Raw genomic sequence first — 12,097 nt, 5'->3', positions numbered from 1 at the left:
TCATCCACGACTTCGTCATGCTCAACGCCCTGCGCGAAACCCACGCCGCCCAAGCCGCCATCACCCTGGCCGTGCGCACCCTGCACGCGGCCCTGCACACCGGCTGACGGCCGGCTCAGAAGGTCCGGAGACGGTACGACCCGGCCAGGTCACGCACCTCCACGGAGCAGACCACGGCCCGGGTCGTACCCACCCCCAGGTGTTTCTCCAGCAGGGCCAGCACGTCCTCGGACAGCCGGGCCTTGACCCCGTCGGACCGTCCGGGCAACAGCCCCACCGCCACATGCACGAAGGCCGTCCCGTCGCCGTACCGGTCGGCCACGCCGGCCTCGGCCGCCTGCCGGAACAGCGTCTTGCACGTACCCGCCGAACCGCTCCCCTCCACCACCGTCGGCTGCAGCTCCGCCGCGAGGACCCGCACGTCGAAGGAGTCGGCGAGGCCTGGGGAGTAGTCGACGGTGATGTGCGGCATGGCGACCCTGATCCTCTTGGCCGGTCGGATTCCTCGAACGCGTCTCGAACGCGTTCCGCGGTGGCCGTCACCCCCGGCAGGACTGGTGTGCGGCGAAGATAGTTGTATCAGCCCTCGATCTGCCGGAGATCCCGCGGTGGGGTCCTGAGCACCGGATCGCGGTGCCCCCTGCCCTTGGGCCGATCGGCCGTTCGCGCGGCGCGCCTCGACCGTGCGGACGGTCACCGCCGGAGGATCGGAGGAGCGGCGGCCCGTTACCACCGTCCCCTCCTCTCCCCCACATGTGCGAAGGCCCGGCCATGAACCTCTGCTACGACCCGCTGTTCCCGTTGCACGTGCTCGACGGCGGCCCGGGTGTCACTTCGGCGGCAGCGTGACCACCTCGCCGGGCGGCGGCCGGTACGGCGAAGCCGTCTTCCGTCCCGAGCAGGCCGGTGAGGGCGAGCGCATCGACTTCGGCGCCCTTGCCTACGACGACATCACCATGGCGCGGCTGCGGGCTCTCGGGGCCGGCCCGGGGTGGCGCTGCCTCGACGTGGGGGCCGGTACGGGCACGGTCTCCCGTCGGCTGCTGGACGAGGCCGGGGTGACCAGCGTGCTCGCGGTCGACCGCGACGTGCGCTTCCTGACCGAGCGGCCCGAGCGGCCCGGGCTGGACGTGCTGGAGGCCGACATCACCGCCCCGGACGCCGTCCGCGGCAGGTTCCGGCTCGTCCACGCGCGTTTCGTGCTGATGCACCTGCCCGAGCACGAGCGCCTGGTCTCCACGCTGGCCGGACTCGTCGCGCCCGGCGGCGTGCTCGTGCTCAGCGACGCGGTCGACCTGACGAGCGACCGGGCGCCCGAAACGCCGTACACGTCGGTGATGCGGGCGATGTGGCAGGGGCTGCGGGCCACGATCGGCACCGATGTCTCCTGGGTGCCGTCGTATCCGCAGCTGCTGCGCGGCGCGGGGCTCGGTTCGGTCGCCGCCGAGATCCATGTGCCGCCGCTGCAGCCGGGCGGTCCCCTCAGCCGCTTCTGGGCCGACACCTGGGAGCGGAGCCGGGCGGCGATGCTCGCCACCGGCCTGGTCGACGACGCGGCCGTCGACGCGGCGGTCCGGTACCTGGCCTCGGAGGAGTGCGCCGCGCTGTCGGCCGGCATGCTCACCGTCTGGGGCCGGAAGGGCGGCGGGCCGACCGGTGCACCGGTCGGCCCGGCGGCACGATCCTGACGGGCCCGGCTCCGTTCGGAGGGCTCAGGTCTGCCGGGACTCCGGGCGTACGAGGCCGGTCTGGTAGGCGATGACGACGAGTTGGGCGCGGTCGCGGGCGCCGAGTTTCGTCAGGGCGCGCTGGATGTGGCTGCGGACGGTCAGGACGCTCAGGACGAGTTCCCCGGCGATCTCGTCGTTGGACTTGCCGCGGGCGGCGAGCGCGGTGACCTCCCGTTCGCGCGGGGTGAGGTCGTCGAGGCGCTCCGGGGGTGCCAGGAGGGTGCCGGGGGCGGGGCCGGCGAGGAAGCGGGTGATGAGCGCCCGGGTGGCGCCCGGGGACAGGAGCGCCTCGCCCGCGGCGACGGTGCGGATGCCGTCGAGGAGGGTGTCCGTGGTGACGTACTTGCCGAGGAAGCCGCTGGCGCCGACGCGCAGTGCCCGGGCGACGTACTCGTCGGTCTCGTACATGGTGAGGACGAGGACGCGGGTGCCGGACAGGCCGGGGTCGGCGCAGATGGCGGCGGTGGCGGCCAGGCCGTCGGTGCCGGGCATGCGGATGTCCATCAGGACGATGTCGGGGTGGTGGGTGCGGGCGAGGTCCACCGCCTCCTGTCCGTCGGCGGCCTCGGCGACCACCTCCAGGTCCGGGCAGGAGTCGATCAGCAGCCGGAAGGTGCCGCGCAGGAGGGCCTGGTCGTCGGCGAGCAGGACGCGGATGGTCACGCGGCGGCCTCCGGCTCTTCCGGCGCGAGCTCTTCCGGTGCAAGTTCTTCCGATGCGAGTTCTTCCGGTGCGAGGGAGTGCAGCGGGAGGGCGGTGGCGACTTCGAAGCCGCCGCCCGGGCGGGGACCGGCCCGCAGGTCCCCGCCGACGGAGTGGGCGCGCTCGCGCATGCCCATCAGGCCGTAGCCGCCGTCGGCCGGCACAGTGGCGGCGGCGGTGCCGTCGTTGGTGACCGAGATGAGCAGCCGGGTCCCGGCGTAGGTGAGCCGGACATCGGCGCCCTGGCCGGCACCGTGCTTGGTCACGTTGGTGAGGGCTTCCTGGATGATCCGGTACGCCGTCAGGTCCACACCCGGTGACAGGGGCCGCGGCTCGCCCTCGGTGCTGAGGGTGACGTCGAGGCCGGCGCCCGCGCAGGTCGAGACCAGTTCGGGCAGCCGGTCCAGGCCCGGGGCGGGCTCCAGGGACTCGACGTCCGGGTCACCGGACTGGCGCAGCACCCCGACGGTGGCCCGGAGCTCGATCAGGGCGGAGGACGTGGTGGCCGTCAGCCCGTCGAGCAGCGTCAGCGCCTGGTCGGGCCGGGTGGGTACGAGGTGGCGGGCGGTGCCGGCCTGGGCGTTGGCGACGGCCAGGTGGTGGGCGACGACGTCATGCAGCTCCCGGGCGATCCGCATGCGTTCCTCGGCGACCCGCAGCCGGGCCTCCTCCTCGCGGGTGCGCTCGGCGTACGCGGCGCGGGCCTGCACGGAGTCCAGGTAGTCACGGCGCAGCCGGTCCCGGCTGCCGCCGACCAGGGGCAGCATCAGCCACAGCACCGGGCCGACGGTGCGCAGCAGGAGCATGTCGGTGGTCGGCTGGTCGAACAGCGCGGTGGCCACCACCACGGCCATGGTCGCGGCGCCGTACACGCGCGTGGTCCTCGGGTCGGTGCCGGCGGCCAGCCGGTACAGGGCGATCATCAGCGGGGCGAGCAGCAGGGGGGTCAGCAGGTAGCCCAGGCCGACGGTGATCACCATGCAGACCGTGGCCACGACGGCGGCGGTGCGCGGATAGGTGCGTGCCTTCAGCTGGGCGAGGCAGGAGAGCGCCGCCAGTACCACGGCGGGCCATTCCTCCTGCGGTTGGCTGATGCCGGGGATGGCGATCGAGGCACCGAGCGTCACGCAGCCGAGCAGTCCCAGGACCAGGACCACGTCGGTGGCGGTGTGCCGGCGTCCCGTGTAGCGCTCCAGGCTGGTGGTCATCTGTCTCTCCGGGGGAAGGGCCTGCTGTCCATGGTGGACGACGTGCGGGACCCGGCACCGGCGGGCCGCCCGTGGTCTTCGCCACGTGCGGCCCGCCGGACCGGATCCGGCCGGTCAGACTCCGGCCTGGACCGACTCGTCCGGGGTCGGGTCCGGGTCGGTGACCGTGACGGGGGCCGCGTTCCGGGTGAGGGTCTCGCCCTCGATGTCCACCCGGGGCAGCAGCCGGTCCAGCCACTTCGGCAGCCGCCAGGCCCGGTCCCCCAGCAGGGCGAGGACCGCGGGCACGATCGCCATCCGGACGACGAAGGCGTCGAGGAGGACGGCGGTGGCCATGCCGAACCCGATCATCTTGATCATGGACTCGCTCTCGCCGATGAACCCGGCGAAGACCGCGATCATGATGAGGGCGGCGGCCACGACGACCCGGGCGCTGTGCCGGAACCCGGCGACCACCGCCTCCTTCGCCGGCGCGCCGTGCACGTAGGACTCCCGCATCCGGGAGACGAGGAAGACCTCGTAGTCCATGGCGAGGCCGAAGATGATGCCCACCAGGAAGATCGGCATCAGACTCATGATCGGCCCGGTCTGCGCGACCCCGAACAGCCCGGCCGCATGGCCCTGCTGGAAGACCAGGACGACCGCGCCCAGCGCCGCGAGGACCGAGAGCAGGAAGCCGAGCGCCGCCTTGAGGGGGACCAGCAGGGACCGGAAGACCACCAGCAGCAGGACGACGGCGAGACCGACGACGGTGACGAGGTAGGGCACCAGGGCCGACTGCACCTTCGCGGCGACGTCGATGTTCAGCGCGGTGGTGCCGGTGACCTCGAAGGAAACACCGGCCGCCGACTCGACGGCCGGGCGCTCGTCGCGGATCGTGCGGACGAGGGTCTTGGTCCGGTCGTCGGTCGGGCTGGTGGCGGGCGTGGCGGTGAACACCGCGGTGTCGCCCGCCTTGTTGAAGTGCGCCCGGGTGACCGAGACGACGCCCTTCGTACCGGCGATCCGATCGCTGACCGTGCTGACCGCGGCCTTGGCGTCGGCGGCTCCCCTGGCGTCGACGACGATGGTCAGCGGGCCGTTGAAGCCGGGGCCGAAGCCCTCGGCGAGGTCGTCGTAGGCGCGGCGCTCGGTGGTGGACGTGGACTTGGCCTCGTCCCCCGGCATGCCGAGCTGCAGCTGGGTCATCGGGACGGCGAGGGCGCCGAGGCCCAGGACGGCCAGGAGCAGCACGGGGACCGGGCGGCGCAGCACGAGACGGGCCCAACGGGTGCCGTGGTTGTCGCGGTCGCCGTCCTGGGACGTCGCCTTCCCGGACCGGAAGGGGAACCGGCGGCGGCCGCCTTCCCGCCGGCGCGCGGCACCCGCCAGCACGGCGTTCGGCCAGAACCCCAGCAGCGCCGGTACGACCGTCAGCGCGATGACCACGGCGACGACCACCGCCCCCGCGGCGGTCAGGCCCATCTTGGTGAGCATCGGGATGCCGACGACGGACAGGCCGGCCAGGGCGATGACCACGGTCAGGCCGGCGAAGACCACCGCCGAGCCCGCCGTGCCGACCGCGAGCCCGGCCGCCTCCTCGGCGGCCCGGCCGCCCGCGCGCTCCTCCCGGTAGCGGGAGACGACGAACAGGGCGTAGTCGATGCCGACGGCGAGGCCCAGCATCATCGCCAGGGTGCCGGTGCTGCTGGACAGGCCCAGGGCGTCGGACAGCAGGGTGACGGTGAACATGCTGATGCCGACGCCGAGGATCGCGGTCAGCAGCGGCAGTCCGGCGGCCGCGAGCGAACCGAAGGTGGCCAGCAGGACGACGGCCGCGACCGCGATGCCGATGATCTCGGCGACGCCGCCGGGTCCGGCGCCGCTGTCCATGGCGGAGCCGCCGGTCTCGACGGTGAGGCCCGTGTCGCGCGCCTGGTCGACGGCATCGTCCAGCGCCGTGCGGGCGGCGTCGGTGAGCTGGGACGACTTGACCTTGTAGGTGACGGTCGCGTACGCCGTCGTACCGTCCTTGCTGACCGCGTCCGCCTTGAACGGGTCGGTGACGCCGGCCACCTGGGCGCCGTCGCCCAGGGCGGTCACCGTCTCCTCGATCGCCTTCCGGTGACCGGTGGCGGTGACCCGCTGCCCGTCCGGGGCGACGAAGACGACCCGCGCGGTGGCGCCGTCGGCGGCGGCTCCCGGGAACCGCTCCTGCATCAGGTCGAACGCCTTCTGGGACTCGATGCCCGGCGTCGAGAACTCCTCGTCGGCGGCGCCCGGCGCCTGCAGCGCGCCCAGTCCTACGGCGGCCAGGACGGCCAACCACAACAGGGCGACGTATCCGCGCCGCCGGAAGGCCAGCCGGCCCAGTCGATAGAGAAAAGTAGCCACGTCAGAGAACTCCGCATCCGATCTCGCTTGGTCACCCAGGCTGTCCCGGCGAGGGCCCCCGCGTCGTCGTGCGGCTACTGGCACTGCCGGCTACTGAATCCGCAGGACGGACTACTGAATCCGCAGTAGGCGCGCGGGGCGCCGGATCATGCCCCGGTACGACGGGCGGGCCGTCAGTCCGTCACCCCGGGCGCGCGGAGCACGGCGTCGGCCATGCCCCGCTCACCGCGCTCGTTGGGGTGCACGGGGGCGGCCGGGGCTTTCGGGACCAGGGGTTCGATCCAGCGCACGCCGGGGTCCGCGCAGGCGTCCCGGCCCGTGGAAGGCGTGTAGGTGTCGACGTATCCGGCCCCGGCGGCCTGCGCCCGTTCGCGCAGCACGGTGTTGAGGCGGCGCTCCTCGGTGCGGAGGTAGGTCACGTCGCCGGGGGCCAGTCCGAGCGCGGTGCAGTCGGTTCCGGCGGCGGGCAGGATCGCGGGGTAGCCGACCACGTAGACCCGGGCCGCGGGCGCCCGGCGCCCGACGTCGTCGAGCACGGCGGAGAGCCGGGCGCCCGCCGTCCTGATCCTGCCCTCGACCTCGTCGGTGCCGTCCGCCGTGTACCGGTCGCGGCACGGCGCGCCGTCGGCCGTGCCGCCCACGATCCGCTGCTCCAGCCGGTAGGCCACGCCGCTCTTGACGCAGGTCGTGATCAGCGGGCCGAAGCCGATGTCGTTCCCGCCGATGCCGAGGGTGACCAGCCGCGTGGACCGGGTCACGGCCGACAGTTGCGCGGGGTTGACGCCGTCGTCCGTCGACTGCGGCCGGGTGAGGTCGGCCATCACGGCCCCGCTGCAGCTGACGTCCCGGAACCCGGCGGCCGGCAGCGCGAGCCGGGCGGCGACCAAGGTGGGGTAGTTGCGGTCGGAGCGCTGGCAGCCGGCGGGGCGCCCGTGCCGGCCGGGGATGCCGGGGGCGGCCGTGTAGGAGTCGCCGAGCGCGACGTACGGCCCCTTCGGCGGTGTGGAGGGCGGGGCGGTACCGCCACCACCGCCTCTGCCGACGGTCACGGCGGTGGCGAGCGCGACGCACGAGGCGACCGCCGCGAGCCCGAACCCGGTACGAGTCCTCATCCGATCGTCCTGTTCTCCCGCTGGGGATCCGACCGGCGCGAAGCCGGGCCGCGGTGGGCGGCGCGGCGCCGGTCTCCGACACCGCTTCAGGCTCTCCGGGCGCCGCCCGTCCCGTCGTCGTACCGCTGCGGGAGATCGGCGGTCTCATCGCGCAGTACGCGCGGCCCTGCCGGCGTACCGCGGATTCAGCAGCGCCTACCGCGGTTTCAGCAGCGCCTGCCCCGGACCCGGGTGAAGACGGAGGCGGTCGACGCCGGCGGCCGAGCCGCGGGCCGGGCCCCGTTCGAACCGGGTTGTGCGCCGCCCCGGACGGCATCTGCGCAGAAGCGACACACAGGCTGCACACCGCCCGGCCAAAGGCTCGCTACCGTTCTGGCCGTTCGATCCCACGTGCGAACGAGTTCAGGCCATGGCGGTGGACGCCGTCGGCGCAGTCGAGTCAGGAAGACACGGATGGACTACTGCTCCTCGTGCCGTCGGCACCTCAACGGCGCCTTGGCATGCCCCGGCTGCGGCGCCTACGCGCCGGTCGCCCCGCGCGTGACCGTGGCCCCGGCGACGACCGGTGCGGCGGTCCGGCGGACCCCGGCCGACACCACGTGGTTCTACGACCCGGACACGTACGCCGAAGAGACCGCCGAGGACCCGTACGACGGCCCGGGCCCCGTCCCGTCTGCGCCGCTGGGCCGGGCGGCCCGGCGCCGTCAGCGGGCCCGCTGGAAGAAGAACCAGCGGCGGGCCGTGGTGGCCACCGCGGTCGCCCTGGTCGGCGGCGGACTGACCGTCGCCTCGCTGGACCGGCAGGGCACCGACCGGGCCCAGGCGGCCACGGCCCCGGACAACAGGACCATGGGACTCGCGGACGAACAGGCCACCGACACCACCCGGACGGCGGCGGTGCCGACCGGCCGGCACCGGGCCCCGGACGCCACCACCGCCACCGGTGCGACGACCGCGAACACCCAGCGGGCGCGGACCACCGGCGCGCGCCATGCCGCACCGACGTCCGGTCAGGACTCCGCAGCGTCGCCGCAGCCCGCGGCGGCCTCCGCCGGCCAGCCGCAGTCCGCCGCGACGGCGTCCGCGGACACGGTGGCCGCGACGGCGGCGTCGGCGACGGCCGCGCCCACCGCGAGTGCCACCACCACGGCCACCACCGGCACATCGGCATCGTCGGCGAGCCCCGCACCGACCGCCACCGCCACCGCGACCTCGCCGTCGCAGCTCTGCCTGCTGGTCATCTGCCTCGGCTGACCCCCAGGCCGCCGCGTGCGCGGAACGCGGCGGCCCGGCCGGCGGCCATGCCGTGAGTCACCAGGGCAGGCGGCCGTTCACGTCGAAGAAGCCGCCGGTCGGTCCGTCCGGGCCGATCTGCGCCATCCGCACGATGATCTCGGCGCCCTGCTCCACGGTCTGCGTGCCCGTGTTGCCGTTCAGGTCCGTCTTGGTGAAGCCGGGCTCGACGGAGTTGATCCGCATGGCCGGGAACGCCTTCGCGAACTGCACGGTGAGCATGTTGACCGCGGTCTTGGAGGCCGGGTACGCGATGCCCGGGTAGAAGTGCGCGAAGTGGTCCGGGTCGGAGAGGGCCGTCAGCGAGGCCAGGCCGCTGCTGACGTTGACCACGACCGGTGCCGCCGAGCGCTCCAGCAGGGGCCGGAAGGCGTGCAGGACGCGAACGACGCCGAAGACGTTCGTCTCGAAGGTGGTGCGCATCTGGTCCGCGGTGACGGTCTCTGCCGTGGGGACGCCGTTGTCCGCGGTCCTGCTCTCGATCCCGGCGTTGTTGATCAGGACGTCGAGCCCGCCGTCGGTCTCGATCGTCTTGGCCGCGGCCTCGACGGAGGTGTCGTCGGTGACGTCGAGGAGGACGAACCTGGCGCCCAGTTCCTCGGCGGCCCGGCGGCCGCGTTCGGCGTTCCGGGCTCCGATGTACACGGTGTGGCCTGCGGCGACGAGCCGGCGGGCGGTTTCGTGGCCGATGCCCTTGTTGGCTCCGGTGATCAGTGTTGTCGTCATGCCTCCACCCTGCGCCCCGGTCGCGGGGGCAACCAGAAGACCCTCCTTCCTGGGACTGCGGGTACCAGGCACCTCCGCGGTCGGCCGTGTTGACTGGGGGTATGACGGCGACGGAACTCGGACAGGCACTGCGGCGCTGGCGCGACCGGGTGGCGCCGGACGCGGCCGGGCTGCCGGCCGGCGGCCATCGGCGCGCGGCGGGGCTGCGGCGCGAGGAGCTGGCGCTGCTGGCCGGGGTCTCGGTCGACTACGTCACGCGCCTCGAACAGGGCCGGGCGACCAATCCGTCCGTGCAGGTCGTCGAGGCGCTGGCACGGGCGCTGCGGCTGTCCGCGGACGAGCGGACGTATCTGTTCGGGCTGGCGGGGCTGGTGCCGCCGGGTCCCGACATGGTGCCCGCCTACCTCACGCCCAGTGTCCAGCGGCTCCTCGACCGGCTGGCCGGCACGCCCGTCGCGGTGTCCGACGCGGCCATGACCCTGCTGGTGACCAACCCGATGTACGGGGCGCTGATGGGCGATCCGTCCGGGCTGCGCGGCTTCGAGCGCAACGGCGTGTGGCGCAACTTCCTCGCGCGGCCGACCCGGGTGCGGCACACCCCCGAGGAGCGGCGTGCCTTCGAGGCCGGCATGGTCGCCGAGTTGCGCTCGACGGCCGCCCGCTATCCGGCCGACCGCCAACTGCGGCGGATGATCGCCGAGTTGCGTGCGCAGAGCGGGCGGTTCGCCGAGCTGTGGGACGCGGGGGGCGTCGGGCGGCTGGAGGCGTCCCGCAAGACGGTCGAGCATCCGCAGGTGGGCTCCCTGACGCTGGACTGCGACCACCTCCGGGTCGAGGAGCACGACCTGCGCATCCTCGTGTACTCGGCCGAGCCGGGCACGGAGGCCGCCGAGAAGCTGGAGCTGCTCTCGGTGCTCGGCACCCAGAGCCTGACGGAGAGACGATCATGAAACTTGCGTGACTCAAGCAAAACCCTTAGCTTCCTTTCATGTGGAAATCGGTGCGGCGTGCCGCGGAGGCCACGGTCCACCTCCTCCTGGCCGCCGCGATGGCGTTCGGAACCTGGATCTTCATCACCGTCCTGCTGATCACCGCGATCGGCACGCTGGTGGTCGTCGGCGTCTGGCTGCTGCCCGAGACGGTGCTGCTGGTCCGGCGGATCGCGGGAGCCAAGCGGGGCCTGACCGCCGCGTAGACCGGGGTGCGGATCCCCGAGGCGTACCGGCCCCTGACCGGGACCGTGCGCGAGCGGGTGGTCACGGCCGTGCGGGATCCCGGTACCCGCACCGACGCGCGCTGGATGGCCGCCCACTGGTTCTACGGCGCGCTGCTCGGCCTCGCCCTGCCGCTGTGGCCGGTGGCACAGGTCGTCGACGGCCTGTGGTGCGGGCTGCTGCGCCGCGAGGCGGTCGTCCTGCCGCTGATCGTGCGGCTCGCGGACCTGGAGGCGGACTGGTCGACGGCACTGCTCAAGCCGTCCTCGCAGGCACAGCTCACGGCCCGGGTCGAGGAACTCGCCGCGACCCGCGCCGACGCGATCACCGCGCACGAGGCCGAGCTGCGGCGGATCGAACGGGACCTGCACGACGGGGCACAGGCCCGGCTGGTGGCGCTGTCGCTGCGGATCGGGCTCGCCAGGCGCGCCTACGGCGGCGATCCCGAGACCGGCCTCCGGCTCCTCGACGAGGCCCAGGAACAGGCCGAGAAGGCGCTCACCGAGCTGCGGCAGGTGGTGCGCGGCATCCATCCGCCGATCCTGAGCGACCGGGGCCTGGCGGGCGCCGTGCGGGCGCTGGCGGCGGGCAGCGGCCTTGAGGTGGCCGTGGACGACGGCGGTCTGGAGCAGGGGGTGCGGGCGCCCGCGGCGGTGGAGGCGGCCGCCTACTTCGCGGTGGCGGAGTCGCTGACGAACGTCGCCAAGTACAGCGGGGTGTCCCGTGCCGAGGTCCAGCTGGTGCGGGCCCGGCGCGGTCTGCGCGTGCGGGTCCGGGACGAGGGCCGCGGCGGTGCCGGGGTGCTCCCGCAGGCATCCGGGTCCGAGGGCGGCGGCTCGGGGCTGCTCGGCATGCGGCGGCGGGTCGCCGCGCTCGACGGAACCATGGAAGTGTCCAGCCCGGCCGGGGGGCCGACCGTGATCGAAGTGGAGTTGCCGTGCGTGTGGTGATCGCCGAGGACAACGCCCTCCTGCGGGAGGGACTGGTCCTGCTGCTGACCTCGGCCGGGCACGAGGTCGTGGCCGTCGCCGGGAGCGGGCCGGAGATCATGCCCGCGCTCCTGGAACACCGCCCGGACGTGGCCGTGCTCGACGTGCGGATGCCCCCGGGATTCCGCGACGAGGGACTGCGGGCGGCACTGGAGGCCCGCGAGAAGCTGCCCGGGCTGCCGGTGCTGGTGCTGGTGCTCTCGCAGTACGTCGAGGAGACCTACGCCGGTGAGCTGCTGAGCGGTGGGAGCAGCGGCATCGGTTATCTCCTCAAGGACCGGGTGGGCCGGGTCGACGAGTTCCTCGACGCGCTGGAGCGGGTGGCCGGCGGCGGCACCGCGCTGGACCCCGAGGTCGTCACCGAGCTCCTCACCCGCCGCAAGGACTCCCCGATCGACTCCCTCACGCCCCGCGAGCGCGAGGTGCTGTCGCTGATGGCCGAGGGCCACGACAACGCCACCATCGCCAGGACCCTCGTCGTCACCGAGCGCGCGGTCCACAAACACATCGGCAACGTCTTCCTCAAGCTCCACCTGCCGCCCAGCGACAGCGGCCACCGCCGGGTCCTCGCGGTCCTCGCCTACCTGGCCCACGCACCGCAGGCGTGAGCCCCGCCGCCGGATGAGCCCGCTCAAATAGGTCAACTCCCGCAGCAAAGTCAAGTGTTGACATGTCCTGAGCGCGTGACTGATGATCACAACCACGTCACGGAGCCTCCTGAGAAACTCTGCACAACTGACGCCCCAGTGT

Annotated in this window: 10 protein-coding genes and 2 pseudogenes; 6 read left to right on the top strand and 6 right to left on the bottom strand. The window is 73.6% G+C overall.

The window, feature by feature from the left end; all coding sequences use genetic code 11:
- Positions 1–107: pseudogene (locus ABZ887_RS42945) on the top strand (esterase); the annotation flags it as partial.
- Between the two features lie 8 nt (positions 108–115).
- Here the strand turns inward: ABZ887_RS42945 and ABZ887_RS42940 are convergent.
- Positions 116–472 (bottom strand): 5-carboxymethyl-2-hydroxymuconate delta isomerase, encoded by a 357-nt coding sequence (locus ABZ887_RS42940; protein WP_361303022.1) that lies wholly within the window; start codon positions 470–472, stop codon positions 116–118.
- Between the two features lie 373 nt (positions 473–845).
- Here ABZ887_RS42940 and ABZ887_RS42935 point away from each other — a divergent pair, with 373 nt between their 5' ends.
- A complete protein-coding gene (locus tag ABZ887_RS42935; protein WP_361303019.1) occupies positions 846–1,688 on the top strand; it encodes a class I SAM-dependent methyltransferase in 843 nt (280 codons plus the stop codon).
- Positions 1,689–1,712: 24 nt separating this feature from the next.
- Here ABZ887_RS42935 and ABZ887_RS42930 read toward each other — a convergent pair whose 3' ends face one another.
- The 4 genes from ABZ887_RS42930 to ABZ887_RS42915 form a co-directional block, all read right to left on the bottom strand.
- A complete protein-coding gene (locus tag ABZ887_RS42930) occupies positions 1,713–2,393 on the bottom strand; it encodes a response regulator transcription factor (RefSeq protein ID WP_361303016.1) in 681 nt (226 codons plus the stop codon).
- A complete protein-coding gene (locus ABZ887_RS42925; RefSeq protein ID WP_361303014.1) occupies positions 2,390–3,640 on the bottom strand; it encodes a sensor histidine kinase in 1,251 nt (416 codons plus the stop codon). The genes ABZ887_RS42930 and ABZ887_RS42925 overlap by 4 nt, the downstream gene beginning before the upstream one ends.
- 114 nt (positions 3,641–3,754) lie before the next feature.
- Positions 3,755–6,013 carry an MMPL family transporter gene (locus ABZ887_RS42920; RefSeq protein ID WP_361303011.1) on the bottom strand — a complete coding sequence of 753 codons (2,259 nt, stop codon included), beginning with the start codon at positions 6,011–6,013 and terminating at the stop codon, positions 3,755–3,757.
- Between the two features lie 173 nt (positions 6,014–6,186).
- Positions 6,187–7,125 carry an SGNH/GDSL hydrolase family protein gene (locus ABZ887_RS42915; RefSeq protein WP_361303008.1) on the bottom strand — a complete coding sequence of 313 codons (939 nt, stop codon included), beginning with the start codon at positions 7,123–7,125 and terminating at the stop codon, positions 6,187–6,189.
- Between the two features lie 453 nt (positions 7,126–7,578).
- Here ABZ887_RS42915 and ABZ887_RS42910 point away from each other — a divergent pair, with 453 nt between their 5' ends.
- Positions 7,579–8,379: a hypothetical protein gene (locus ABZ887_RS42910; protein WP_361303005.1), complete on the top strand. Its 801-nt coding sequence runs from the start codon at positions 7,579–7,581 to the stop codon at positions 8,377–8,379.
- 57 nt (positions 8,380–8,436) lie between these two features.
- On the opposite strand, the gene ABZ887_RS42905 is transcribed toward ABZ887_RS42910, so the two are convergent.
- Positions 8,437–9,144, bottom strand: a complete 708-nt coding sequence (locus ABZ887_RS42905; RefSeq protein WP_361303002.1) for an SDR family oxidoreductase — start codon at positions 9,142–9,144, stop codon at positions 8,437–8,439.
- 101 nt (positions 9,145–9,245) lie between these two features.
- Here ABZ887_RS42905 and ABZ887_RS42900 point away from each other — a divergent pair, with 101 nt between their 5' ends.
- The 3 genes and pseudogenes from ABZ887_RS42900 to ABZ887_RS42890 all read left to right on the top strand — a co-directional run bounded on the left by ABZ887_RS42900 (position 9,246) and on the right by ABZ887_RS42890 (position 11,955).
- Complete coding sequence (locus ABZ887_RS42900; protein WP_361302999.1) at positions 9,246–10,094, top strand: helix-turn-helix transcriptional regulator; 849 nt, start codon at positions 9,246–9,248, stop codon at positions 10,092–10,094.
- A 38-nt stretch (positions 10,095–10,132) separates the two neighbouring features.
- Positions 10,133–11,308: pseudogene (locus tag ABZ887_RS42895) on the top strand (histidine kinase).
- Positions 11,296–11,955 (top strand): response regulator transcription factor, encoded by a 660-nt coding sequence (locus ABZ887_RS42890; protein ID WP_361302996.1) that lies wholly within the window; start codon positions 11,296–11,298, stop codon positions 11,953–11,955. The pseudogene ABZ887_RS42895 and the gene ABZ887_RS42890 overlap by 13 nt, the downstream one beginning before the upstream one ends.
- The last annotated feature ends 142 nt before the right edge of the window (positions 11,956–12,097 follow it).

It is taken from the genome of Streptomyces sp. NPDC047061 (assembly GCF_040643955.1).
Taxonomy (GTDB): Bacteria; Actinomycetota; Actinomycetes; order Streptomycetales; family Streptomycetaceae; genus Streptomyces.
Note: the sequence above shows the minus strand (reverse complement) of the source record. Positions and strands in the feature narration are given on the sequence as shown.

Excerpts from the sequence above, each read along its gene's own strand:
- ABZ887_RS42925 (WP_361303014.1), bottom strand. The coding sequence starts at position 3,640 with ATGACCACCAGCCTGGAGCGCTACACGGGACGCCGGCACACCGCCACC.
- ABZ887_RS42900 (WP_361302999.1), top strand. The coding sequence starts at position 9,246 with ATGACGGCGACGGAACTCGGACAGGCACTGCGGCGCTGGCGCGACCGG.
- ABZ887_RS42915 (WP_361303008.1), bottom strand. The coding sequence starts at position 7,125 with ATGAGGACTCGTACCGGGTTCGGGCTCGCGGCGGTCGCCTCGTGCGTC.
- ABZ887_RS42905 (WP_361303002.1), bottom strand. The coding sequence starts at position 9,144 with ATGACGACAACACTGATCACCGGAGCCAACAAGGGCATCGGCCACGAA.
- ABZ887_RS42910 (WP_361303005.1), top strand. The coding sequence starts at position 7,579 with ATGGACTACTGCTCCTCGTGCCGTCGGCACCTCAACGGCGCCTTGGCA.
- ABZ887_RS42940 (WP_361303022.1), bottom strand. The coding sequence starts at position 472 with ATGCCGCACATCACCGTCGACTACTCCCCAGGCCTCGCCGACTCCTTC.